Raw genomic sequence first — 25645 nt, 5'->3', positions numbered from 1 at the left:
AACGATCATATTCTATAGACCGTCTCTTATTCTTACATTTAATATAATCTATTAGTAACGCATTTCTATGTTTATTTCAATACATAACGTATCATTTTTACGATTAAATACAAGCTTTCTAATGGGTCTAAATTTATTCTACTGTACTTAAAAACCCAAGTAACGCTTTCTCTTCACAGCGTTGATATTCTTTAGTGCGTCCACGACGTGCTTGTTTATAAGACTCAAAAAACTCTCCCGCTAAAAACTTCTCAAGAATGACAGGATGAATATAGGAGGCTCGGCATACAGCGGGTGTATTGCCTAGCTCATCCGCCACATCTTTGACCATCTCTGTAATGAGCTTTTGGCGCTCGTCGCTTTCAGGCGCACTTGCTAGTATCTCCTTGCCTACTGACGTTTGCAGCTCATCGTAAAGGTAGCTGGCTGCCAGCACACTCGCCATCCATGTGCGAAAGTCCTTTGCGCTATACATCTTGCTTTCACAATCGTTGCCGCAAGTATGCACTCGCAGATAGTCATTGATATCTGCACTATCGACCACCTGCTTATCGCCATTGTCATCCAAATATTTAAAAATCTGATAACCGGGTAGCTCACTACATGCCTGTACGATGTCAATTAAACGCTCGTCCTGCAACTCAATATGATGCTCTTTGGCGCTTTTACCGACAAAATCAAACGCCAGCCCATTGTCTGTTTCGCTAACATGCTTGCTGCGTAGGGTACTGAGGCCATAGCTTTTATTGAGTTTAGCATAGCGGCTATTACCGATACGAATCAAAGTCGTCTCAAGCAGCTTAACGACTGCAGCCAACACATTTTCTCGTGACAAAGGCTCAGCTTCTAAATCTTTCTCAACTTGTGCGCGTAAGTTTGGCAATGCTTCTGCAAACCCTATCATGGCATCAAACTTAGCCTGATCACGGATATTGTTCCATGACGGATGATACAAATACTGCTTACGTGCTTTGTCATCACGGCCCGTCGACTGCAAGTGGCCTTTGTCATCTTGGCATATCCAAACCTCTGACCACATCGGTGGAATAACCAAAGCGTCAAAGCGCTTACGCAACGCTTTGTCCTTCACAGTCTTGCCAGTCGCATCACGATAGGTAAACCCGCGCCCCCAACGTCTACGTGTAAATCCAGGTTCATCGTCGCTCACATAGCGCAGATTAGCACGGCGCGCTAAATGCTCGTAATCATGACGTGTGTTTTCCATAATTGCTTGCTGGTTTTCCTTTGCCATAAAACAGTACGCCTATTGAAAGTTATTGTTTTAGCATAATTAACTGTGATTATTTTTGCTGTTTACTTGCCACAGATAAAGTGTAATGCTGTGTAAAATCTGGCTTATTAACTGCCATAAAAAAACGCCAAGCATTAACCACTTGGCGTTAATTATTCTAATACTATAGTTGAATCCAAATAACTCAGATACATGGCTATCAAGCCGCTTAATGAAAAGTTGTTTTTATATCGGATTGATTATAGTCTAAAAACCCCTATTTACCATAAGTGCATAAATAAGCCGTTTCTACTTCAACTTTAACATTAAACTTCTTATTGGCTTCAATAGTAAATTGCTCGCCAGCATTAAAGGTTTGCCATTCATCGCTTTCTGGCAATTTTACCGTCAACGCTCCACTAACGACGCTCATGGTTTCAAATTCGCTGGTGCCAAACTCATATTCACCCACACTCATGACACCGACAGTAGCTGGCTTGGTCGCCGTTTGAAAAGCAATAGAAGTCACTTTATCATCAAAATAGTTATTTACGCTTAGCATAGTTTTTCCTTAAGTAATTTTCGCTTTGTTACCCAACTATCAACCTTATGGACTACTGTAGGCTGTGGCTTTAGCCCAGCATTGTGCTTCAGCAAAGGTTTAAGCTGGGCTAAAGCCACAGCCTACTTCAAAAAGATTCAAAAATTAAGAGTAGGGATTTATTCTTAAAAGCACCCTTACAGTCCAGCTTTTAGGCTCGCTTCGATAAATTGATCGAGATCGCCGTCTAATACTGCACCGGTGTTAAAGGTCTCAACACCCGTACGCAAGTCTTTGATACGTGAGTCATCCAGCACGTATGAGCGAATTTGACTGCCCCAACCGACATCAGATTTGTTATCTTCAACCGCTTGTTGCGACTCCATACGTTTTTGCATCTCAAGCTCATAAAGCTTAGCACGTAGCATTTTCATCGCAGTGGCCTTGTTACCATGTTGGCTACGCTCATTTTGACAAGTCACGACTACGCCACTTGGCTCGTGAGTAATACGCACCGCAGAATCAGTCGTGTTCACGTGCTGACCACCCGCGCCCGATGAACGATAAGTATCAATACGCAAATCCGCTGGATTAATATCAATCTCGACATTATCATCGATTTCAGGCGAAACAAAAACGGCAGCAAATGAGGTATGACGGCCATTATTACTATCAAATGGTGATTTACGGACTAAGCGATGCACGCCAATTTCGGTACGTAACCAACCAAACGCATAATCGCCCTTGATTTCAATCGTGGCTGACTTGATACCAGCGACGCTACCTGACGACACCTCAATGACATCGACTTTAAAGCCATGCGCCTCTGCCCAGCGCGTATACATGCGCAGTAGCATTTCGGCCCAATCTTGCGCTTCAGTGCCGCCGCTGCCCGACTGTATATCTAAGTAGCAGTTATTTGGATCCATCTCACCGCTAAACATGCGACGAAACTCTAAGTCCGCAACGCGCTTCTCCGCATCGTCGAGCTCGGCTTGTACATCAGCAAGCAACGATTCGTCTTCTGCTTCTACTGCCAGCTCCAGCATGGCAGATGCATCTTCTAAGGTGGTCTCAAGCGAAACCACGACATCGATGACCCCATCAAGCTGGCTTTTCTCTTTATTAATCTTGGTGGCACGCTCTGGATCATTCCATAGCTCAGGGTTTTCTAGTTCTAAATTGACTTCTTCTAAGCGTTCTTGCTTACCATCGAAGTCAAAGATACCTCCGCAAGTCCTGCCCACGCTCAGATAGATCTTTGATTTGTTCTTGATACGGATTGATTTCCATAGGTTTTCCTGTGTTTATTAAGTAATAGTATCTATTGTAGGCTGGGTTTTTAACCCAGCTTCAGGACTTTACAAATTTAAAATGCTGGGTTAAAAACCCAGCCTACGCCAAAAATAATAATTATTAAGAGCGATATTGTAGACTACTCATTGCAATGACGTTGCTAAATAATGAAAAGCTAAATCGACCAATCTTCTACTGCCCAGCGATGAGCAAGCGCATGTGCATGCAGTGCATCATCAGGTGACACGCAAATAGCCACATCGGCCCAATCTAATAGTGGGATGTCATTTTTGGAGTCTGAATACGCATAAGTTTTCTCAAACTTAACTCCTGCTATTTGCTGCTTATCAAGCCACTTATCAAGATGATAAATTTTGCCCGCTTGAAAGTTTGGCTTATCAGTCAATTTGCCAGTATAGCGCTCGTCTTTAATTTCAAGCGGTGTGGCAAGCACATTGGCATCCGTAATGCCAAACCGCTCAGCAATGGCAGACACCACAAAATCATTGGTCGCAGAAATAATCACGACATCATGACCTTGCTCAATGTGCTGACACAGTACTTCCATCGCTTTTGGACGAATATGAGGCTCGATTTCGCTTTTAATATAATCTTCTCGTAATTCGTGCAATCTATCCATTGGCAAGCTACTCAAAAACTGCGCGACAAATTCATTATATTCCGTCGCATCAAGAGTGCCTTCGATATAGTCCTGATAAAACTTTTGATTGGCTGTGCGATATTCGGCTTCATCGACAAGATCATGTTTGACGATATATTCGCCCCATAGATAATCGCTATCGACATCGAGTAAAGTGTGGTCTAAGTCAAATAACGCCAAGGTGCGGGCTACAAAAGCGGTGTCGATGTTTTTGGTGCTCATATTACAATGCTCATTAGAAATAAGTGTTGGTCAGTGCGTTTTGATATTGCTGAATTAGTATGTTGATAAATTAGACATTGATGCTCAACTATTCTGGTTGTTCAACCTCGACCAGACCAGTTTTAAACTTCTGACAACGCGCTGCATAATGCATAGCAGACTCTTTTAGCATAGCCACTTGATCATCCGTCAAGGTTTTTACCACTTTCGCAGGCGCACCCATCACGAGTGAATTATCTGGAATTTGTTTGCCCTCAGTGACCAAAGCCTTTGCACCAATGATGCAATTTTTGCCAATTTTGACGTTGTTTAATACTACAGCGCCGATGCCAATCAGACTATTATCGTCCACCTGGCAGCCGTGCAACATGGCTAAATGACCGATAGTAACATAGTTACCAATTTTGACTTCAATACCTTCATCGGTATGGATAACGCTATTCTCCTGCACATTACTATAATCACCAATATGAATGCGCTCGTTATCACCGCGAATGACCGCTCCGAACCAAATACTGGCTTGATGACCTAAGTAAACGTCACCGATGACGCGTGCTGAATCTGCGACCCAACCGTTAAAAGGACTAGCAAACTCAGGGGTTTTGTCTAAATACTGATAAATCATAACGAATCCTTGTTTTAGTTGTACGTGTTGACTTTATTATTTATTGGATATAATTAAGTGCCGTCCATTGTGGCAAAGCTATGTCATAAAATCCAGCCATTTTGATAGCAGACGTGTGGCTATATTGATGTTGAGTAGAGAGTTAGATTCCTTTTACTTAGGCTATTTTTATAATTTTGAAAGGCTTGTTTGCAACTATCCTTTGATAAGTGATTATTAAGCTTGTTAATCGGCTAGCTATATTGGCATATATTGTATATAATGCGCAAAATCTGTGCCTAAGCGAGCGGACATGATGCAAGTTACCTATTCACTACCCAGTGAGTTTTGTAGTTTCCATCAATAATGTCTTCTCGCTTTTTTGTGGAAAATTTTTGACTTTAGCCCTTTTTTATTCTGGTTTTGACGGCAGTTATAACAGTCTAAAAAGCACTTGTAAGCCAATATTTGAATCAACACATTATCATGGCACTCACCAATAATAGTGGAGGCAACCCTTGAGTTCATCGACAGAAATACAAGCAATTTTGGCACTAGCAGACGGTACGATTTTTCGCGGTGTCAGTATCGGTAGTCTTGGTCATCGTGTCGGCGAAGTGGTTTTTAATACAGCCATGACAGGGTACCAAGAAATCCTGACCGACCCAAGCTACGCACGCCAGCTAGTCACTCTCACCTATCCACATATTGGCAATACTGGTACTAACGCTGAAGATGTTGAGTCTGGTAACGGTCATCAAGTCTGGGCAGACGGTCTGATTATCCGCGATGCGACGATGGTTACTTCAAACTTTCGTAATTCAGAATCATTGAGCGATTATCTGCAAAATCATGATACAGTCGCCATTGCCGATATTGATACCCGTCAATTAACGCGTCTATTACGTGATAAAGGTGCACAAAACGGCTGTATCCTGACGGCTTCTAATGGTGAAACCATCAGCAGCGATGACGAGCAGCGAGCCATTAAACTAGCACAAGAATTTGCTGGCTTAGAAGGCATGGACTTAGCAAAAGAATGCTGTACGCCAACAACGTTTGAGTGGACAGCAGGCAGCTGGGATTTATCAGATACTCTACTCAACCGTGATGTGCCCGGTAGCCATGATAGCGGTACAGGCGGCTTCTTCAAGCATTTAGGTACGCATGTTGAAGCAAAGTATAATGTTGCTGCCTATGACTTCGGTAGTAAAACCAACATTCTACGTATGCTAGTAGATCGTGGCTGTCATGTGACCGTCGTGCCAGCACAAACGCCGATCAAAGACGTGCTCGCGATGAATCCAGACGGTATTTTCTTATCAAATGGTCCTGGCGACCCTGCTGCCTGTGATTACGCTATCGATGCGGTACGTCACATCATTGAAGAAACCGATATTCCAACTTTTGGTATCTGCTTAGGTCATCAGCTGATTGGTCTTGCCAGTGGTGCCAACACCATCAAAATGAAAACTGGCCATCATGGTGCCAACCATCCTGTACAAGATTTGGCGACTGGTACAGTTATGATTACCAGTCAAAACCATGGTTTTGCGGTTGATGAAGACACGCTACCTGACAATGTGAAGTCTACCCATCGCTCATTATTCGACGGTACTAACCAAGGGATTGAGCTGACCAATAAACCAGTCTTTAGCTTCCAAGGTCACCCAGAAGCCAGCCCTGGCCCGCATGATGCTGCGCCACTGTTTGATAAATTTGCAGAGATGATGGCAGCTGCTAAGACGGCGAAGGCTTAAAGTCTTGACAACCAGTCATTAACCGTAAGTAGATAGTCAACTGTCGAACAATAAATATAACGCTTGAATCATTAATAGCGGTTTAAGCGTTATCATACAAAACACGATAAGCCCTATAAAAGTATAGATTCACTAAAATATCATTTAAACGAAGGTAGCCCTAACTATGCCAAAACGTACCGACATAAAAAGCATTCTTATCATTGGCGCAGGCCCTATCGTCATCGGTCAAGCATGTGAGTTTGACTATTCAGGCGCGCAGGCGTGTAAAGCGCTACGCGAGGAAGGCTACCGCGTCATCTTAGTCAACTCAAACCCTGCCACCATCATGACCGACCCTGTCATGGCTGACGCGACCTACATCGAGCCAATCACTTGGCAGACGGTCGAGCAAATCATCGCCACTGAGCGCCCTGACGCTATTTTGCCAACGATGGGCGGACAGACCGCGCTTAACTGTGCGCTAGATTTAGACAAGCATGGCGTACTGACCAAATATAACTGCGAGTTGATTGGCGCCACCAAAGATTCAATCGAGATGGCAGAAGACCGCGAGCTGTTTGACCAAGCCATGAAGCGTATTGGCCTTGAATGTCCGCGCGCTGAGACTGCTGAAACCATGGAAGAAGCCTTTGCGACCCAAGAAAAAATGGGCTATCCATGTATCATTCGCCCCTCATTTACTATGGGCGGCTCAGGTGGCGGTATCGCGTATAACCGCGATGAGTTTATCGAGATTTGTGAGCGCGGGTTTGATTTATCACCGAACCATCAATTGCTTATCGATGAGTCATTAATCGGTTGGAAAGAGTACGAGATGGAAGTGGTTCGTGACAAAAACGACAACTGCATCATCATCTGCGCCATTGAAAACTTTGACCCAATGGGCGTCCATACTGGCGACTCTATCACCGTTGCACCAGCACAAACTTTGACCGACAAAGAATACCAAATCATGCGCAATGCATCACTGGCGGTACTGCGTGAGATTGGTGTAGAAACTGGCGGCTCAAACGTACAGTTCGGTATCAACCCTGACACGGGTCGTATGGTTGTCATCGAGATGAACCCACGCGTCTCACGCTCATCAGCATTAGCATCAAAAGCCACAGGTTTCCCGATTGCCAAAATCGCAGCAAAACTGGCGATTGGTTATACCCTAGATGAATTACAAAACGACATCACTGGTGGCGAGACTCCTGCCAGCTTTGAGCCTGCGCTTGATTATGTGGTCACTAAAATACCGCGTTTTAACTTTGAAAAGTTCCCACAAGCGGATAATATCCTATCGACGCAAATGAAATCAGTCGGTGAAGTCATGGCAATCGGTCGTAACTTCCAAGAGTCTATGCAAAAAGCCCTGCGCGGTATGGAGACAGGCGCTGATGGTTTTGATGAGCAAATCGATCTGGCAAAAGTACCTGCTGACAAAGCGCGTTCTGAGATTATTAACCGCCTGACTATTCCAACGCCTGAGCGTATTTACTATCTCGCTGATGCTTTTCGCGTTGGCATGAGTGTCGATGAGGTATTCAACTTTACCAAAATTGACCCGTGGTTTTTGGTACAAATCGAAGACATTGTCAAAACCGAAGCACAAGTGAAAACCTTAGGCTTTGGCGGCTTAACTGAACAAAATATGCGTAGCTTTAAACGTAAAGGCTTATCAGACCTGCGTCTGGCGAAATTACTTGGTGTATCGCAAAAACAGCTACGCAAAAAGCGTTGGGACTTAAACGTTTATCCAGTCTACAAGCGCGTCGATACCTGTGCCGCAGAGTTCGCCACCAGCACCGCTTATATGTACTCAACGTACGATAGTGAATGTGAAGCTAACCCAACTGACAAGAAAAAAATCATGGTGATCGGCGGCGGCCCTAATCGCATCGGTCAAGGTATTGAGTTTGACTATTGCTGTGTACACGCAGCGCTTGCCATGCGCGAAGATGGCTTTGAAACCATCATGGTCAACTGTAACCCTGAAACGGTCTCAACCGATTATGACACCTCAGACCGCCTGTATTTTGAGCCAATCACCTTAGAAGATGTGTTAGAGATTGTGCGTATCGAAAACCCAGACGGCGTCATCGTACAATTCGGTGGTCAAACCCCATTGAAACTTGCTCGTGCACTAGAGTCAGCCGGCGTCAAAATCATCGGTACCAGTCCTGATGCAATTGACCGTGCTGAAGACCGTGAGCGCTTCCAGCACATGATCCAACAACTAGACTTAGTACAACCATCAAATGCGTTGGCGACCAGTTTAGAAGACGGTTTGGTTAAAGCAAAAGACGTTGGCTATCCGTTAGTGGTACGCCCCTCTTACGTCCTAGGTGGTCGCGCCATGGAAATTGTCTATAACGAAGATGAGCTGAGACATTACTTGCGTACTGCCGTACAAGCATCCAATGAAGCACCAGTCCTATTAGATCGCTTCTTGGACGATGCCATCGAAGTTGATGTCGACTGTGTTTGTGACGGTAATGATGTCGTAATCGGCGGTATCATGCAGCACATCGAACAGGCGGGCGTACACTCTGGTGACTCTGCTTGTTCACTGCCGCCTTACTCGCTCTCTGATGAATTATGCGACGTGATGCGCGCGCAAACCGTTGCTATGGCAAAAGAGCTTGGCGTTATCGGTCTGATGAACGTACAGTTTGCCGTAAAAGGCAAAACGGTCTATATTTTAGAAGTTAACCCACGTGCTGCCCGTACCGTACCGTTTGTCTCTAAATGTATCGGTACGTCATTGGCACAAGTCGCAGCGCGCTGTATGGCTGGCACCTCGCTTAAAGATCAAGGCTTTACCAAAGAGATTGTCCCTGCATTTTATGCAGTAAAAGAAGCCGTATTCCCATTCGCCAAATTCCCTGGTGTCGATCCAATCTTAAGTCCTGAGATGAAATCAACCGGTGAAGTTATGGGCGTTGGTAAGACCTTTGGCGAAGCATTTTATAAAGCCGTTATTGGTAGTAATGAGCGTCTGCCAGGCTTGCCAACGGCAGGCGAAACCAAGACTGCCTTTATCTCAGTTCGTGATAGTGACAAAGCACAAATCGCTCCTATCGCACGTCAGTTGGCAGACTTTGGATTTGATATCGTTGCTACTACTGGCACCCAAAAAGTATTGAGCGATGCAGGTATTGAATGTCAGCAGATCAATAAAGTTACTGAAGGTCGTCCGCATATCGTTGATGCCTTGAAAAACGGTAAGATTGACCTTATTATCAACACAACCGAAGGCAAACAGGCACAGGAGGATTCGTTCTCCATCCGCCGTAGTGCGCTACAGGGCAAAGTATTTTATGTCACAACCTTAGGTGCCGCTGATGCCGTCTGCAAATCTTACGCGATTGACTTACCGTTTGATGTCTATAAGTTACAAGATTTGCATGAGCAAGCAAAGGTAGTTGACGCGACTGAATAAATTCAGTAAATTAACCATAATCGTAACCTTACCTTAATAGTATAATTTTTAAAAAGCATAGTGGCTTAATTGCGACTATGCTTTTTATCACGTAAGTTTATTGTAAGATATCAAATCAATTGTTGAATCCTTAACGTTTTAAAGATTGAACAACACAAAAACCATCTTTTTTATATTTCACATTTATTGTAATAACATCGACACCATCTCATTATGAGGTGGTGTGATGTTATTGGTTTAAGGAAAAAAACCATGCAACGTTACCCTATGACTCCACAAGGGCATGCCGCCTTAGAAGCCGAATTAAAACAACTAAAAAGCGTCGACCGTCCACGTATTACTGCTTCTATCGCTGAAGCTCGTGAACATGGTGACTTAAAAGAAAACGCTGAATATCATGCTGCCCGTGAGCAGCAAGGATTTTGTGAAGCGCGTATCCGTGACATCGAAGCCAAGCTTGGCGGAGCTCAAGTCATTGACCCTACAACCTTAAAACAAGAAGGTCGTGTGGTGTTTGGTGTCACTGTCGTCATCGAAAATATGGATACTGAAGAAGAAAAACATTATAAAATCGTCGGCGATGACGAAGCTGATTTTAAAGTGGGTAAAATCTCTGTCAACTCTCCTATTGCCCGTGGCTTAATCGGTAAGTTTGAAGGCGATGAAGCTCGTATTGAAACGCCAAAAGGTGTGGTTGAATATGAAGTAATGAAAGTCATTTATGGTTAGTATAGAGACTTGGAATTATTGTTTATTAGCTACTGACTATAGAGTCCTTTGACAGCTCTTTGGCCTTTATAAATTACACAATTGTGCTTTTCTACTGATATTTTTTTAGTGCATAATTGTTTGGGTTTGAATCAATACCTATCTTGTGAGTGGTATTGGTCAAGCTGGCGGTTGCCATTAAGATTTCCACCCTTGTGGGTTGACACGGTCTACAGTGTTAGCTTACAAGGGTTTTTTCTATTTATATAATACTTATCTTAGCTTTATTTACTATCATCTGAAAGGACTCTGTCATGACCATGAATATCAGTGCGCCAAAAACACTTAACAAAAATCAGTTCGTATACATGAGAGCAACTCTTTTTGGCATATTGATTGGTTGTGTTCTTGCTACTTCTACGGCAAATGCTGCTCCTAGAATTGCTATTGGTCAGCCTACTACTGGCAATACTACTGTGGTCGAGCAGCACTCTGATGGCAAAAACGCGACCATTACTGCGACACCTAATGGTATTACGATGCAAGACGGTCTACCGTTTTCAGTCGCTCAAATCTCCAACGTGCCACGCTATACTATTCATCAAGGCACCACTCAGGGCAGTACAACGATCACGACAGTTCCAGTTGATACGCTACCTCTTAACACCATACCAGTGACCAAAAAAGTTACTCAAGCAGGTGTCCTAACCACTCCTGTAAATACAGTAGCCCAAGTATTGCCTGTTGCTACTAGTAATGAGATGCCAGTGTTCAATCAAACAACTAGCGCCCAGCCAACCATTAATCAAACTGTTACTAGCCAAGCAGTGACCAACCAAGTCGTCTCTACAGCAACATCTTTAGATACCTTACAACTCCAACCAACTTTTAGCACACCCGATATCGTTGGTGCGCAAACTAAAATCATGAAAATTCTAAAAAATAGCGAGGGCCGTGAGATTGCCGTACCGGCCAATCACGTCGCGCCCGGTGATGTTATTGAATACCACACCACTTATATCAATACGACTGCGCAGCCAGTGAGTGATATCAATGCAAAGGTGTCATTACCAAGCGGCGTCAAACTGGTATCTTTAAACAGCTCGCTACCGACGTTTGCGACCACTGGTGGTGACAACTATCAGACCATCAAACAAGTTGGTAATACCGTCGTTGTTCAAGAGAATTATTCTGGTCTCAAATGGAACTTAGTCAACCTCGATGCCAATACACCGCAGACTGTGATTATACGCGCTAAAGTTCAATAATCATCTATCCTACTATGGCGTATGCTGTTTTGACACATCACTTTATAAAAGGTCTTGAATGTTCAAGACCTTTTTTTATTTTTTATACGACACTATCTGTCGTGTTATATCCTTAATTCTTCTATAAATCCAATGACTTAGCGTTAATTTTGATAAAATAGTACTCTACTAATGAATGGGTACTATAACTTATGGCAACCATCAATTACGATCGATTACAAGGCAAACTCAACATCTTAGCGGACGCTGCTAAGTATGATGTTTCTTGCTCATCCTCAGCTGGCACGCGTAAAAATCAAGGTGGCGGACTCGGTGACGCTTCTGCGACAGGTATCTGTCACAGCTATACCGAAGACGGTCGCTGCGTCAGTTTGCTTAAAATTTTGCTGACCAATCATTGTATCTATGACTGCGCGTACTGCACCTCACGCAAAAGCAATGACACACCGCGCGCCGCTTTTAGTGTCGAAGAAGTGGTTGATCTGACCATGCAGTTTTATCGCCGTAACTATATTGAAGGGCTGTTTCTCAGCTCAGGTATCTTTAAAAGTGGCGACTATACGATGGAACGACTGGTCGAAGTCGCCAAAATCCTGCGTACTCGCGAGCGCTTTAATGGTTATATTCATCTAAAAACCATCCCTGGCGCGTCAAAAGAGCTGCTACTAGAAGCAGGGCTTTATGCTGATCGTCTCAGCGTCAATATTGAAATTCCAACCAAATCGGGTCTGGCTTTGCTTGCGCCAGAAAAGTCGCACGACGAGCTAAAAGCACCGATGGAAGCGGTAAAAGAAGAGATCATCACCATCCGTGAGAGCCGTAAAACGCACAAAAAAGCACCAAAGTTCACTCCAGCGGGTCAAACCAGTCAAATGATTGTTGGCGCGAGCAACGAGACCGACTTACAAGTGATTCAGTTATCAAGTCACTTTTATAAGCAGTATGATCTCAAGCGGGTTTACTACTCAGGTTACGTGCCGATGCTGTCTGATAATCGCTTGCCAGCGATCGGTACGCCGGTGCCTATGGTGCGCGAAAACCGCCTATACCAAGCGGATTGGTTAATGCGTTTTTATGGTTTTGGCGCGCATGAAATTGTAGAGCCTGAGTCGCCATTTTTGGATTTAGACTGTGATCCAAAACTCGCTTGGGCTATCCGTCATCGCGAGCATTTCCCTGTCAATATTCAAACAGCAAGCTACGAGATGATTGTACGCATTCCAGGTATCGGCACCAAAACCGCCAAAAAAATAGTCAAAGCGCGTAAGTTTAATCAGTTGACGCTTTACCATCTCAAAAAAATGGGCGCTGCGGTCAATCGTGCCAAATATTTTATCGCAACCACTGGCAAAAACGAGCATCTTGCGCATTTAACACGTGACAACTTTCGTCAATACGTACTGGCGCAGACGCAGACTAAGTACAAGGATCAACGCAGTGGGCAACTGGCACTGTTTTAAAAGGAGCGTATATGCTAGAGCTGGCCCCAAACACCGCGTACTCTGTTGGTCAATTGACACCCAGTATTGTACTTTATGAGCCAAGTTTTGAAGGTTGGCTAAGTGCCGTCTTCTATGTTTATGCTAATAAATTACAAGACGATGCAGCACTACGATTGATTGCCCAAGACTGTTATGTACCTTCTTTGATTGCTCAAGCAACCAGCGTTGTGCCTAATGAAGAAAATGCTGAACGTGTATTGGTAAAATTAAACCAGCTATTAGGTCGCTCAGGTATGCGCAATTTACTTTGGGGATTTTTGTCTGAAAAGGACGACATTGGTACCACTTTATTTCAAGTAGTCAAATATGCTATTGGCTACCCTAGTCGCCATGTTATGCAGGACTTGGGTAACTTGAACATACTTGAGCTGGTACAAACTGTAAAGTCTGTTGGACGTGAAAAGCATCGCATGGAAGCGTTTGTGCGTTTTGAGCACACAACCAGTGACATCTATTTTGCCCGTGTTGAGCCTGATTTTAACGTCTTGCCGCTGATTGGGGAGCATTTTCGACAGCGTTATCAAGATCAGCATTGGGCAATATATGACTTAGCGCGCGGTTATGGCATCTATTATGATAAAAGCCAAAGCACGCCCTCAAATCCTGCCGAATTGCAAACCATCACTGAGCTTGATGATGCTGTCTTACGCAACCCTGCCAGCATACATAGTGAGGACGAGCAGCGTTATCAAAAATTTTGGCAAGGCTACTTTACCAACGTCAACATTAAAGAGCGCAAAAACCCTCGTTTGCACAGACAGTATTTACCGCAGCGCTATTGGAAATACTTAAGCGAAAAGCAAATATTGCCCAATGCTGAACACTTGCAAAAGCGTCGTTAGCCACTTATCAATTCTTTAGACTGTAGAAACTTGAGCTAGCATGGCGATTTGTCACCTCTAATCGGTCTTCATGGTTGAGTTTTCAGCATTTTTAACTGACAATAGCAGCTTGATATCCTAACTGGTGGCCCACGCTATTATGAAAGTTATGCGCTTACTGTCGTCCTTAAAGCATGATGAATCCGAACGTGGGATTTTTCATCTTGGACGCGCTTTGGCCAAAAACGGGCATACTTCTATTATCGTCTCTAGTGCCGATGATGATAACGATTTGGTCAAACGTTTAGAGCGAGATGGCAATATATACCATCAGCTGCATATGTATAAAAAATCATGGTTATCAATTTTACAAGTTGCCCCTCTACGTCATCTTATCGAACAATACAATCCTGATATTATCCATGTGCATTCACGCACACCTGCTTGGATATTGCATTTAGCCCTGCGCCGAGCACGCGTAAAACATCGACCAAAGCTAGTCTCAACCATGTATGGTTTTTATTCAATTAATAAATATTCACAAGCACTACTGGATGTCGATACTATTATTACAGTATCAGATAGTGTGACGAATTATTTGAGAAAAGGTTTACATCGCGAAGAGATCGATCCAAAGTCCATCAAGCGTATCTACCGCGGCGTTGATACGCGTCGTTATCCATATCGGCACAACCCTTCTGTATATTGGTTGCGCCGTACCTTTGCAGAATATCCAGAGCTTGAACATAAAAAATGGTTGGTTTTTCCGACTATCATTGGTAATGAGTATGGACAAGAATGGCTGATTGATATTTTAGGTAATCTGCAAGAACAATTTCCCAACATTCACGCTATCATTATGGACGAAGACCATAGAGATGGTGATGTGGCGCATGAAGACTTTCGTCAGCGCACCAATACGTTAGGTCTGGCTGAACGTATTACCTATGTCGGTCGTAAACGTAACGACATGCGCGAGTGGCTATCAGCGGCCAATATCGTTATGGCACTTGCCAACCAGCCTGAATCTATCGGTATTAATGCCCTGCAGGCGATTCATCTAGGTACACCTGTGGTTGGTTGGGATCAAGCGGCTTTTAGTGAGATTTTGCAGCCGTTATACCCGCAGGGGTTGGTTAAAAAATATAATGCTCAGGCTCTATGCAAAGTTGTCAAAAGTCAGTTAGAAAGTGTCACTCGACCTGAGATGACAGATAAATTTACCATGCGCCAAATGATTAAAGAGACCATTGAAGTCTATCAAGGTCTGTATGAAGCACTGCAAAAAGAACAAAAAGCGTTGTTAGATGCTCATTCTTTACAAAGATCCAAAAAGCATCTAAAAGTGGCCAACCCTCCTTTTATCGATACTCATGATAAAAGGACAATAAATACAAAGATTAATCTATTAAAAAAGCCGCCAAAAACAACTGGCGACTCAGTGGCAAATATAGAACAGACTGCTAATGATAAAGCTGTCGTCACTAATAAAAGTAAAATGGATAAAAGTAAAACGGAACACAATTATAAGCAGTAACAGTTAAGAACGAATTGCATTACTTTTTAGTATAGCAGCAACTCTATATAGTCATTTTATCTAATAAGTCGTTGGTGTATGCGCACTCACTATATGAGTCACCGTATCGCTAGGATTGATAAAGGTATGCGGCTTCATGGTATCAATCACATAACTGTCCCCTTTATTTAGCAAGTATGTGGTCTCCTCGATACGAATCAGAATCTTGCCCTCAATAACCGTACCGATCTCTTCTCCTTCGTGAGCGATTTTTTCTTCCGTTGAGCTGTTGGGCTGATAGGTTTCAATCAAAAATCCCAAGTTTTTGGTTGTGCTGCAGTTGTATACCTGTTTGAGTGACACCCTGCTATTTGGTTCACTAAGCTCAATCAAATCTTTGGGAGTCACCACCACCCTTGCTTTAGGCTCTTTCCACTCATCACTAAAAAAAGTCGTCAAATCAGAGCCTAGCACCGCTAAGATTGCTTTTAATGTATTGACAGCCGGACTCACTTTATTACGCTCAATAGCACTGATTGAGGTATTGGTCAGTCCTGCAAGCCTTGCAAGCTTACGCTGTGAATAACCTTTAGCAAGACGCAGCTGATTAATCTTTTTACCAATATCTTCTTCTGGTCGTTCATCCGCCTCCATGGCTGTCTGAGCCTTTTCGGAGGCGACTGTATCGTCTAAAGTGGTTGTACCTGAAACGTTATTTAGAGAGTTTTTTGCTGGCATGTTGAATGAATTCCGTGAACAAAAATTTGGACAAGTTATCTTGCGCATAATTTAACTCAGGGTGCCATTGTACACCAATCATAAATGGATGTTGTACTAAGCTGATTGCTTCTACTAGCCCATCACGTGCTACAGCTTCCACAGATAAGCGCTCTCCGACTTTATTGATGGCTTGCTTGTGCAAGGAGTTGACATGCCATTCTTTGCCAAACTCCGCCAACCGTCCTTCTGGTTGGATTAAGACATCGTGTACAGGTTGATACTGTACCTCAAGAGGCGCTGTACTGTCTTCTAGATGCGGCTCATAAAACCCTTCCACTTCACGCCAATCTGGATGTAGCGTTCCCTCAAAATGTACATTCATCTCTTGTAGACCGCGGCAAACCGCTAATAAAGGTGTGCCTGTTTTATCTGCATGAGCCAATAGTTTAAAACTCAAATCGTCACGACCCAAATCTTGTTTTTCTTCAAGATGCGTTGCGCCATAACGGGTTGGTGCAACATTACTATAGCTACCTGTCAACAAAATACCGTCAACAACTTTCAATAATGCGTCAAAGTTTGCACTATCAGCAGCTGTGTTTGGCAGCAAAATAGGATTACCGCCGTAAAAATTCACAGCATCGATGTATTTTTGATAAACCGACTGCGATGGCTGACCATCAACCATTTTATAACAAGAAACAATAGCGATTACAGGTCTAAAAGTATGCATGTCAATCTTCCTTGAATGTAACATCCGAACCTAAAGATTCAGATTGAATGAGCTTATAATGGCTTAAAATTTAACATACTCGCTCATAAAATGTAAACTATAAACTTCATTATTAATGCTACGGAATTATAATGGTTATAATAAGTTACTTATTAATAGTTTTAAATAGTAATTGACATATATAAATTTCAATCATATATTGAATGACATCGGTAAGACAAAAGATACATTTTATCCATTAAGCATATTGATAAATAGTGATGTAAACAGACACTAAGGCATTAATATTATTGATGAAAATAAATAAAACGTGCTTAGCAGTAACTGGTAACGAGACAATAAACTTTATTTATGACATCACTTATAGTCACTGTTTTATTTGAAATCTTCGATAACCTTTATAAAAAGGTGATATACAACAGCTACTAAAGGCTTGGTAGCAACAACCCAAAAAATCTTGAAAATTAATAGGAATTAGAGACATGACGACAACCAATGGAATGGTCGAATCTGCAAACAACACTGAATATGTCTATGTGGCTGCAGGTGATATTAATGGCTTACTTCGTGGTAAGCGCATCCCTTTTAATCAAATGGAAAAAGCTCAGAACGGTAGCATCCGTTTGCCGTTGTCGATCTTAGGCGTCGACATATGGGGTGCTGATGTCATTGAGTCTTCTCAATGCAATGGTGATATAGATGCCATTGCCCGTCCTACAGGCCGTGCGGCATATCCCCTTCTTAACACTAGTGCACCATCATCCTTGTTACCCGTTTGGCTTTATACCGAAGACAACGAGCCTTATTATGGTGATGCCAGACATGTATTGGACTACATCAGTAAAAAATTCAAAGCGCTTGGACTCACGCCAGTTATGGCAACGGAACTTGAGTTTTATCTGCTTGATTACACTGAAGGCGAAACCCCAAAACCCCCTATCCGTCCAAAAAGTGGGCTGCGCCTCAATAAAACATCGATTTTAAGTATCAACGATTTACTACAATTCGATGAATTTTTAGATGAAATCTATGCGCAATGTAAAAAGCTTGATATTCCTGTTGATGCTGCCTTGGCTGAAAATGGTTGTGGCCAGTTTGAAATCAATTTATTACATGTCGACGATCCATTAAAAGCTGCAGACGATGCTATTTTGTTTAAACAGGTTGTCAAGGCTGTCGCTGCACGTCGTAAATTAACCGCAACTTTTATGGCAAAGCCTTTTGGTTTGCAATCAGGTAATGGCTTTCACGTTCACTGTAGTCTGCTTGATAAAGATGGCAATAATGTTTTTGATGATGGCTCAGAAGCTGGGTCAGATATGCTACGTCATGCGGTAGCTGGCCTTCTAAAAACCATGTCAGATTGCACTATATTATTTGCACCGCACGTCAACTCGTATCGCCGCTTTACTCCAGGGACACTGGCACCAAATAATATCTCATGGGGCTACGAAAACCGTACGGCAGCCGTACGTATCCCAGGCGGCGACTCTAAAGCACGCCGGATTGAGCATCGCGTGTCTGGTGCAGATGCCAACCCTTATCTGGTCTGTAGCGCAGTCTTGGCAGGCATGTTATATGGTATTGAAAACAAGCTTGAAGTCCCAGAACCCATCAACAGTATCACTTATGACGATAGTGAGCTTAAAACGTTACCTTTAGACTGGTTATCAGCCATTCGTAAGTTTGAAAATAGTGATTTAATCGACTCATTGTTCCCAAGTGAGATGATTGAGCTGTTAATCGCTGTCAAAAAACAAGAAGCCAAGCGCTTTGCTCAGCAAGTTACTAACCTTGAATACCTCACCTATTTACAGGATGTCTAATATGTCAAATAGCAATGTTACACCGCCTATGGAGCAAAATGCTCAGCCGAACAAGCCGTCTAATAATAAGCGCAATATCCCGCATTATTCAGACAAAGGGCAATATCCTGATAGCTATTATGCTGCCAGTCGTAATCCTAAACCTGACAGACCAACGCTAAAAAATGACATTCAAACGGAGGTTTGCGTGGTTGGTGGTGGCTATAGTGGCTTATCAACCGCCCTGCATCTGATCGAGACCGATCATGAAGTCGTCATTCTTGAGGGCGCGCAGATCGGCTGGGGCGCATCAGGACGTAATGGTGGTCAAATCGTCAATGGCCTTAACGCCAGCTTACAAAAGATTCAAAAATCTTATGGTCAACAAAACGCAGACTTCGTCGGTCAACTAGTGACTCGCGGTGGCAAAATTATTCGTCGTTTTATCGCTGATTACAATATTGACTGCGATTTAAAAGAAAAAAACATCTTTGCAGCTTTAAACAATGGACAGCTAAGAGACTTACAAGAAACGCATGCGTTGTGGGAAAGCCATGGCATGCATGATCGAGAAATGTTGGACAAGTCTGGCATTCAAGAACACATAAAAACAGATGCTTATGTGGGCGGTGTCATTGATCATTCAGGCGGGCACTTTCATCCACTCAATTTAGCACTCGGTGAAGCCGCTGCTGTCGAACAAGGCGGCGGTACCATCTACGAAAATACGTTGGTCGTTGATATTGAATACTTCGATGACTCTATCAAAATCATCACTGAATTTGGCACAGTGACTTGTAAGCAGGCTGTAATTTGCGGCAATGCTTATCTTAATAAAGTCATTCCAAAACTGACGGATCGCGTCATGCCAGTATCAACGCAAATCATCGCGACCGAACCTTTGGGTGATTTGGCAGACCAACTGCTTCCAACCGATGTCTGTGTTGAAGATGTGCGCTATATTTTGGATTATTACCGTCTTTCTGCTGACAAACGTATGTTATTCGGTGGTGGTACCGTCTACGGTGGTCAAGACCCATCTGATATTACTGCTAAAATCAGACCCAATATGAACAAAATATTTCCAGAATTGCGCGATGTCAAAATAGACTACGCGTGGAGTGGTAACTTTGCCTTGTCTTTTTCCCGTGTGCCCCAGCTGGGCAAATTACATGATCGCGTATTTTTCGCGCACGGTTATAGTGGTCATGGCGTGACAGGCTCGCACTTATTTGGGCAGATATTGGCAGACGCTATCAATGGCAAGACTGCAGAGTTTGATACGTTTACCAAGATACCATGGATACCTTTCCCAGGGGGCCGTGCATTAAGAGTACCTTATTCGATGATGGGATCATGGTGGTATGCCTTAAAAGATCGTACTGGCATGTAGACCAATAAGATAGATTAATAGATAATAGTTCATTTTCTAAATTTTTTGAGGATCGTTGTTACATTACACCATCACAGCAAAGGAGTGTTGTGATGAGCTTGATACCAGTAAATTCATTACTGTTATCAAGCATAAATTAAAGAGCATATTTTGTTCTATAAAAAATGAGGTTTTACAAGGAGTGTAACCATGAATATGAAGCTCAACGACGCTGTTGAAGGACTGTTTCATAACAAACGAGTGTTCTTAACGGTGGTAGTAGGTATAGCCATCTACCTTGCTTTCGTCTGGCTTTCAAGTACTCGAGATGCATCAGAATCTTGGGGTGCATTATCATTATTACCAACGCTACTAGTCTTAATCACTGCTATTGTCTCAAGACGCCCGTTTGAATCAATGATAGCAGGCTGTGTCGCCGGCCTGGTCATGCTCAATCCTTTTGATTTGGTCTCCCCCTTCGCTGACAATATCTCTATGGTTCTAGGTAATGAGACGATTATCTGGATCGTTTTGGTGTGTGGTCTTATGGGCGGGCTTATTCAACTGCTTGAGATCAGCGGTTGTCTAGATGGCTTTAGTGAATGGCTACAAAAGATCATCAAATCACGCAGACAGTCACTTTTGGCTACCTTTGCTTTGGGTATTGTGGTTTTTATTGATGACTATCTAAACTGTCTGGCCGTATCGACTTCTGTCAAAAAACTCACAGATGCGTATGGCGTATCACGTGAAAAACTGGCTTATATCGTTGATTCTACAGCGGCGCCCATGTGTGTGATTGTTCCTATTTCTACTTGGGCTGTCTATTTTGCAGGCTTGTTGGAAGAAAATAACGTCGCAGGAGACGGCGCTGGTTTAGGGCTTTATATCAGTGCGATTCCTTATATGGCGTATGCTTGGTTTGCCCTTATTATCGTATTCTTAGTTGCAACTGGTATATTTGGCAACTGGGGACCAATGAAAAAGGCTGAAAAACGTGCACAAGCTGGTAACCCTGTACCTGAAGCCTTTGTAGAGGAGCAGTTAATCTCAAACGTAAAAGCCAAACGCAAGTTATCGTTCAAAGCCAATATCTTAAACTTCGCGTTTCCTATGATCTTATTGATCGTCTCAACCATCTACTTTGAAATTGATTTATTAAGAGGCGCGTTATTGACGTGTTTTGTGACCGTTCTTATATATTGGATACAAGGAATTTTGAGCTTTGAGACCCAAGTTGAAGCTATTTTTAAAGGCTTTAAGGTCATGTTATACCCACTCTCAACTGTAATTGGAGGCTTTTTTCTAAAAGCCATCAACGATGAGCTTGGCATGACTATGTATGTCATTGAATCCATCACACCATATATGACCATTATCATCTTCCCTGCTGTCATTTTTGCAGTCATGGCTTTCTTAACATTTGCAACGTCGTCAAGCTGGGGTCTATATGTCTTAGCGATGCCAATTGTCTTCCCAATCTCTATGGCTCTGGGGGTTAGTACGCCACTGATGATTGGTGCTTTATTATCTGCCTCTTCATTTGGTAGTCATGCTTGTTTCTTTAGTGATTCATCATTATTAGCAGCACAAGGCGCTGGCTGTTCACCGATGCAGCATGCCTTTACACAGTTCCCTTACGCTATGCTAGGTGCGGTACTGTCTGTCGCAACCTTCTTAGGCTTAGGGTTTATGATGGCCTAGATATAGCATAGTGTTGTTATCAGACCGTTATACTATGGGCAATTACCGTTTGGTCATTGTCCATTATCAACTATTTAATATGGGTTTTTTGTCCGACCTTACTTCTTAGCTAATATATAAAAGGAATTAGATTATGCGTACTGTAACTGTTGCTGCCACCCAGATGGCTTGTGGTTGGAATATTCAACAAAACATAGATACGGCAACTGACTTGGTTACCAAAGCCGCTAAGGACGGAGCCAATATCATTTTACTCCAAGAGTTGTTCGAGACGCCCTACTTTTGCCAAGTTCATGATTTTGATTATTTTAAACTTGCCACCTCTGTCGCAGATAATGCTGCCATCACTCATTTCAAAAAATTGGCCAAAGAGCTAGAAGTGGTCTTACCGATTAGCTTCTATGAAAAGTCGGGCAATACGTTTTTTAATAGTATCACCATAATTGATGCCGATGGCGAGATACTTGGTACCTACCGTAAGACGCATATACCAGATGGCATTCCTTATGCTGAAAAGTTCTACTTTACCCCAGGCGATACTGGCTTTAAGGTGTGGCAAACCAAATACGCCAAGATTGGGGTCGGAATTTGCTGGGATCAATGGTTCCCTGAGTGCGCGCGTAGCATGGCATTGATGGGTGCTGAAATATTATTTTACCCAACCGCTATTGGTGATGAGCCAACACTGGATATCGAATCAAAGGGGCATTGGCAGCGCTGTATGCAAGGACATGCAGCAGCCAACCTAATGCCAGTGGTTGCATCTAATCGTATTGGCTCTGAGACCGTCACGCAAAATGGTGCTGATAGCGTGATGTCGTTTTATGGTGGCTCATTCATCACTGATGGCCGAGGCGAGATAGTTCAAGAAGCATCAGCAGATAATAATGAAGTCATCAGCGCCACCTTTGATTTAGACAAACTTGCTCGTGAACGCCAAGAATGGGGCGTTTTTCGTGATCGCCGTCCTTCAATGTATGGCACGTTACTGACTCATGGCTAAGCTGCACGTAATGTCAAACTGTGACTGAGATAGGTTATACAAAATTGTTTCTTAAAAGATTACTGCTAACAAGGTGACTTATATGTCTGAACTCATTCAAGACTCAACTCCAATAGACGACGGTTTTTATATGCCAGCCGAGTTTGAGCCCTTACAAAAAGTGTGGATGATCTGGCCTTATCGAGAAGACAACTGGCGTCAAAAGGCGGTCCCTGCCAAAGCAGCTTACAAAGCGGTGGCAATGGCTATTAAGCCCTATTGTAAGGTTGCAGTTTTAGTCAACCCTGATGACTACCAAGCTTGTCGTGATAGTTTGCCAGCTGATATTGACGTCATCTCCATGCCGAGCAATGATGCGTGGGCGCGGGACATCGTACCGACATTTTTAATCAATGATGCAGGTGAGCTACGCGGCTGTGATTGGACGTTCAATGCGTGGGGCGGAGACTACGATGGTCTTTATGCACCTTGGGATGACGATGATAAGTTAGCTGCGCGTCTATGCGATTATTTGGATATCAAACGCTACCGTACCGAAGATTTTGTGCTGGAAGGCGGCGCATTTCATGTCGATGGTGAAGGCACAGTATTGACCACACGCATGTGCTTGCTCAGTCCTGGCCGTAATCCCCATCTTAACGAAACTCAAATCGAGGACAAGCTGAACACTTATCTTAATACCCAAAAGGTGCTCTGGATTGATGATGGTATCGATCCTGAAGAAACCACAGGACACATCGATGATATCGCCTGCTTTGCTCGTCCGGGTGAGGTGGTTTGCTTGTTTACCGATGACCCCAACCATCCGTTTTTTGAGGCCACTCAAAAAGCCTATAAACAGCTCTCAAACATGACAGATGCTAAGGGCCGACCTCTAACAGTTCATAAGCTTTGCTGTACCCAAAAGCCAGTTACGTTGCCTGAAAACTACGATATAGTGCAGTCTGATGATGCCAAAGCGCGCCATACAGGTGATGTATGTATTGCCTCGTATGCCAACTTCTTAATCTGTAATGAGGCCATCATTGTCCCACAATATGATGATATCAACGACAGTTTGGCCATTGAACAGCTTGAAAAAATCTTTCCTCGTCATCAGGTAGTGGGAGTACAGACAAAAGAGATTGTTTTTGGAGGCGGTAATATTCATTGTATTACCCAGCAGCAACCAGCCCTTAAACGCTAACGCTTAAACAATAGTAATTTTACTAAAGACATTATGCTATTCATACAGTTTAATATGTTACTGTAATGGGCTTTACCATTTATCAGAACACTTATAAATGGTGCAAAATTGAATTTTAAACGTTAATTGTTTGAATAATAATCAATATGGATTTTAACCAAAGGAATATTTATGAGCGACTATCAAGTTAGCAACCCCGCGACTGGTGAAATCGAAGCCACCTACCCAACAGCGACTGAGCAAGATATTCAGCATGCTATTGAACAAGCAGACAACGCTTATCAAGAGTGGCAAAAAACCTCTCTTAGCGAACGTAGTGCGATAATGAATAAAGTCGCTGACATCTATATTGATCGTCAAGATGAGCTTGCACGTATCGTTGCCAATGAGATGGGTAAACCTGTTGGGCAAGCAAAAGGTGAGATCGGCTTGGTCGCTGAAATTTATCGCTACTATGCAGACAATGCTGAGCAACTATTGGCACCGAATACGATCGATGTTGACCAAGGTTCAGCGTCCGTAGAAAAGTTGCCAGTTGGTACATTATTTGGCATTATGCCGTGGAATTACCCACATTATCAGGTCGCACGTTTTGTCGCGCCGAACGTCATGGCAGGCAATACCATTATTCTAAAGCATGCGCCCCAGTGCCCGAATACCGCAGAAGTCATCGTTGATATCTTAAAAGACGCAGGCCTGCCTGATGGTGTGTATAACAATGTCTTTGCTACCAATGAGCAAGCGGCGACTATTATTGAAGACAGTAGAGTCCAAGGCGTCTCATTAACAGGCTCTGAGCGCGCAGGACAAGCAGTTGCAAAAATAGCGGGCGGCGCGCTTAAAAAGGTCGTTTTAGAGCTTGGTGGTTCTGATGCCTTTATTGTGGCAGCAGATGCGGATATTGAGCAAGCTGTTGAAGGAGCTATTGAGGGTCGTTTTGGTAACACCGGTCAAGCTTGTAATGCAGCCAAACGCTTAATTGTCGTTGATAGCGTATATGATCAGTTTGTTAAAGGCTTTACCGATGCGGTACGTGGAATGAGCCTAGCGGATCCGCATAATGAAAAAACGTTCATTGGACCGATGTCATCAAAAAGTGCAGCGCAGAATTTGCAAGAGCAGTTAGATGGCGCTATTAAAGCAGGTGCAACTGTGCTTGTTGAGGGCGGCATGGTTAAAGATAAGCCTGGCGCTTGGTTTGCCCCTGCTGTACTGACAGACGTTGATGAGTCGATGGATGTTTATCGCGAGGAGCTATTTGGTCCTGTCGCAGTCATCTACAAAGCCCGTGATATCGCTCAGGCTATCAAAATCGCCAATGATGTCCCGTTCGGACTTGGCGCGTCTATTCAAACCCAAGATTCAGCCTTAGCAGCAGAGATCGCTGAACAGCTAGAAGTCGGCATGGTGACGATTAACTCACCGTCTGGTTCTGAAGCCAATACCCCATTTGGCGGTGTCAAACGCTCAGGATTCGGTCGCGAGCTTGGTACCCTTGGTATCACTGAGTTTTTAAACTACAAGTTGATTCGCGATAAATCGTGATCAATAAAGTCATTCTT

20 protein-coding genes are annotated in these 25645 nt (G+C 43.3%); 13 read left to right on the top strand and 7 right to left on the bottom strand.

Features of this window, described 5'->3' with window-relative positions:
* Positions 1-133: 133 nt before the first annotated feature.
* The 5 genes from Q0890_RS08445 to Q0890_RS08425 form a co-directional block, all read right to left on the bottom strand.
* A complete protein-coding gene (locus Q0890_RS08445) occupies positions 134-1252 on the bottom strand; it encodes a DNA topoisomerase IB (RefSeq protein ID WP_299219462.1) in 1119 nt (372 codons plus the stop codon).
* A gap of 256 nt (positions 1253-1508) precedes the next feature.
* The gene (locus Q0890_RS08440) at positions 1509-1793 is read right to left on the bottom strand and encodes a pyrimidine/purine nucleoside phosphorylase (RefSeq protein ID WP_299219461.1); all 285 of its coding nucleotides are present in this window, start codon (positions 1791-1793) and stop codon (positions 1509-1511) included.
* Positions 1794-1969: 176 nt separating this feature from the next.
* A protein-coding gene (prfB, locus tag Q0890_RS08435; protein WP_299219459.1) for a peptide chain release factor 2 occupies positions 1970-3065 on the bottom strand; the annotation gives its coding sequence in 2 pieces (ribosomal slippage) (positions 1970-2992 and positions 2994-3065; 1095 coding nt in all).
* Positions 3066-3243: 178 nt separating this feature from the next.
* Positions 3244-3951 carry an HAD family phosphatase gene (locus Q0890_RS08430; RefSeq protein WP_299219458.1) on the bottom strand — a complete coding sequence of 236 codons (708 nt, stop codon included), beginning with the start codon at positions 3949-3951 and terminating at the stop codon, positions 3244-3246.
* Positions 3952-4039: 88 nt separating this feature from the next.
* Positions 4040-4576, bottom strand: coding sequence for a gamma carbonic anhydrase family protein (locus Q0890_RS08425; RefSeq protein WP_299219457.1), 537 nt, complete (start codon positions 4574-4576; stop codon positions 4040-4042).
* A 497-nt stretch (positions 4577-5073) separates the two neighbouring features.
* On the opposite strand from Q0890_RS08425, the gene carA reads away from it, so the two are divergent.
* The 7 genes from carA to Q0890_RS08390 all read left to right on the top strand — a co-directional run bounded on the left by carA (position 5074) and on the right by Q0890_RS08390 (position 15581).
* The gene (carA, locus tag Q0890_RS08420; RefSeq protein ID WP_299219455.1) at positions 5074-6315 is read left to right on the top strand and encodes a glutamine-hydrolyzing carbamoyl-phosphate synthase small subunit; all 1242 of its coding nucleotides are present in this window, start codon (positions 5074-5076) and stop codon (positions 6313-6315) included.
* Between the two features lie 166 nt (positions 6316-6481).
* Complete coding sequence (gene carB, locus Q0890_RS08415; protein ID WP_299219454.1) at positions 6482-9745, top strand: carbamoyl-phosphate synthase large subunit; 3264 nt, start codon at positions 6482-6484, stop codon at positions 9743-9745.
* Positions 9746-9997: 252 nt separating this feature from the next.
* Positions 9998-10474, top strand: a complete 477-nt coding sequence (greA, locus tag Q0890_RS08410; RefSeq protein WP_299219453.1) for a transcription elongation factor GreA — start codon at positions 9998-10000, stop codon at positions 10472-10474.
* Positions 10475-10767: 293 nt separating this feature from the next.
* Positions 10768-11721: a hypothetical protein gene (locus tag Q0890_RS08405; protein WP_299219451.1), complete on the top strand. Its 954-nt coding sequence runs from the start codon at positions 10768-10770 to the stop codon at positions 11719-11721.
* A gap of 191 nt (positions 11722-11912) precedes the next feature.
* Complete coding sequence (locus Q0890_RS08400; protein ID WP_299219450.1) at positions 11913-13181, top strand: putative DNA modification/repair radical SAM protein; 1269 nt, start codon at positions 11913-11915, stop codon at positions 13179-13181.
* A gap of 11 nt (positions 13182-13192) precedes the next feature.
* A complete protein-coding gene (locus Q0890_RS08395; RefSeq protein ID WP_299219449.1) occupies positions 13193-14065 on the top strand; it encodes a TIGR03915 family putative DNA repair protein in 873 nt (290 codons plus the stop codon).
* Between the two features lie 139 nt (positions 14066-14204).
* Positions 14205-15581: a glycosyltransferase gene (locus Q0890_RS08390; RefSeq protein WP_299219447.1), complete on the top strand. Its 1377-nt coding sequence runs from the start codon at positions 14205-14207 to the stop codon at positions 15579-15581.
* A 60-nt stretch (positions 15582-15641) separates the two neighbouring features.
* Here Q0890_RS08390 and Q0890_RS08385 read toward each other — a convergent pair whose 3' ends face one another.
* Positions 15642-16298 carry a cupin domain-containing protein gene (locus tag Q0890_RS08385; RefSeq protein ID WP_299219446.1) on the bottom strand — a complete coding sequence of 219 codons (657 nt, stop codon included), beginning with the start codon at positions 16296-16298 and terminating at the stop codon, positions 15642-15644.
* Positions 16273-17013 carry a gamma-glutamyl-gamma-aminobutyrate hydrolase family protein gene (locus Q0890_RS08380; RefSeq protein WP_299219445.1) on the bottom strand — a complete coding sequence of 247 codons (741 nt, stop codon included), beginning with the start codon at positions 17011-17013 and terminating at the stop codon, positions 16273-16275. The genes Q0890_RS08385 and Q0890_RS08380 overlap by 26 nt, the downstream gene beginning before the upstream one ends.
* A gap of 482 nt (positions 17014-17495) precedes the next feature.
* On the opposite strand from Q0890_RS08380, the gene Q0890_RS08375 reads away from it, so the two are divergent.
* The 6 genes from Q0890_RS08375 to Q0890_RS08350 all read left to right on the top strand — a co-directional run bounded on the left by Q0890_RS08375 (position 17496) and on the right by Q0890_RS08350 (position 25628).
* Positions 17496-18839: a glutamine synthetase family protein gene (locus tag Q0890_RS08375; protein ID WP_299219443.1), complete on the top strand. Its 1344-nt coding sequence runs from the start codon at positions 17496-17498 to the stop codon at positions 18837-18839.
* A 1-nt stretch (position 18840) separates the two neighbouring features.
* Positions 18841-20211: an FAD-binding oxidoreductase gene (locus tag Q0890_RS08370; protein ID WP_299219442.1), complete on the top strand. Its 1371-nt coding sequence runs from the start codon at positions 18841-18843 to the stop codon at positions 20209-20211.
* Between the two features lie 189 nt (positions 20212-20400).
* On the top strand, positions 20401-21894 hold the full coding sequence (locus tag Q0890_RS08365) for a Na+/H+ antiporter NhaC family protein (protein WP_299219441.1): 1494 nt from the start codon (positions 20401-20403) through the stop codon (positions 21892-21894).
* A 130-nt stretch (positions 21895-22024) separates the two neighbouring features.
* On the top strand, positions 22025-22897 hold the full coding sequence (gene aguB / locus Q0890_RS08360) for an N-carbamoylputrescine amidase (RefSeq protein ID WP_299219860.1): 873 nt from the start codon (positions 22025-22027) through the stop codon (positions 22895-22897).
* Positions 22898-22979: 82 nt separating this feature from the next.
* Positions 22980-24083 (top strand): agmatine deiminase, encoded by a 1104-nt coding sequence (gene aguA, locus Q0890_RS08355; protein WP_299219439.1) that lies wholly within the window; start codon positions 22980-22982, stop codon positions 24081-24083.
* Positions 24084-24254: 171 nt separating this feature from the next.
* On the top strand, positions 24255-25628 hold the full coding sequence (locus tag Q0890_RS08350; RefSeq protein ID WP_299219438.1) for an NAD-dependent succinate-semialdehyde dehydrogenase: 1374 nt from the start codon (positions 24255-24257) through the stop codon (positions 25626-25628).
* The last annotated feature ends 17 nt before the right edge of the window (positions 25629-25645 follow it).

The organism is uncultured Psychrobacter sp. (genome assembly GCF_947488565.1).
GTDB lineage: Bacteria > Pseudomonadota > Gammaproteobacteria > Pseudomonadales > Moraxellaceae > Psychrobacter > Psychrobacter saeujeotis.
This window is presented reverse-complemented; position numbering and strand designations above follow the sequence as displayed.

Coding starts and splice junctions, on each gene's coding strand:
- Q0890_RS08405 (WP_299219451.1), top strand. CDS start 10,768: ATGACCATGAATATCAGTGCGCCAAAAACACTTAACAAAAATCAGTTC.
- greA (WP_299219453.1), top strand. CDS start 9,998: ATGCAACGTTACCCTATGACTCCACAAGGGCATGCCGCCTTAGAAGCC.
- Q0890_RS08365 (WP_299219441.1), top strand. CDS start 20,401: ATGAATATGAAGCTCAACGACGCTGTTGAAGGACTGTTTCATAACAAA.
- Q0890_RS08380 (WP_299219445.1), bottom strand. CDS start 17,013: ATGCATACTTTTAGACCTGTAATCGCTATTGTTTCTTGTTATAAAATG.
- Q0890_RS08375 (WP_299219443.1), top strand. CDS start 17,496: ATGACGACAACCAATGGAATGGTCGAATCTGCAAACAACACTGAATAT.
- Q0890_RS08445 (WP_299219462.1), bottom strand. CDS start 1,252: ATGGCAAAGGAAAACCAGCAAGCAATTATGGAAAACACACGTCATGAT.
- Q0890_RS08350 (WP_299219438.1), top strand. CDS start 24,255: ATGAGCGACTATCAAGTTAGCAACCCCGCGACTGGTGAAATCGAAGCC.
- Q0890_RS08425 (WP_299219457.1), bottom strand. CDS start 4,576: ATGATTTATCAGTATTTAGACAAAACCCCTGAGTTTGCTAGTCCTTTT.
- Q0890_RS08370 (WP_299219442.1), top strand. CDS start 18,841: ATGTCAAATAGCAATGTTACACCGCCTATGGAGCAAAATGCTCAGCCG.
- Q0890_RS08400 (WP_299219450.1), top strand. CDS start 11,913: ATGGCAACCATCAATTACGATCGATTACAAGGCAAACTCAACATCTTA.
- Q0890_RS08440 (WP_299219461.1), bottom strand. CDS start 1,793: ATGCTAAGCGTAAATAACTATTTTGATGATAAAGTGACTTCTATTGCT.
- Q0890_RS08385 (WP_299219446.1), bottom strand. CDS start 16,298: ATGCCAGCAAAAAACTCTCTAAATAACGTTTCAGGTACAACCACTTTA.
- aguA (WP_299219439.1), top strand. CDS start 22,980: ATGTCTGAACTCATTCAAGACTCAACTCCAATAGACGACGGTTTTTAT.
- carB (WP_299219454.1), top strand. CDS start 6,482: ATGCCAAAACGTACCGACATAAAAAGCATTCTTATCATTGGCGCAGGC.
- Q0890_RS08390 (WP_299219447.1), top strand. CDS start 14,205: ATGAAAGTTATGCGCTTACTGTCGTCCTTAAAGCATGATGAATCCGAA.
- Q0890_RS08395 (WP_299219449.1), top strand. CDS start 13,193: ATGCTAGAGCTGGCCCCAAACACCGCGTACTCTGTTGGTCAATTGACA.
- Q0890_RS08430 (WP_299219458.1), bottom strand. CDS start 3,951: ATGAGCACCAAAAACATCGACACCGCTTTTGTAGCCCGCACCTTGGCG.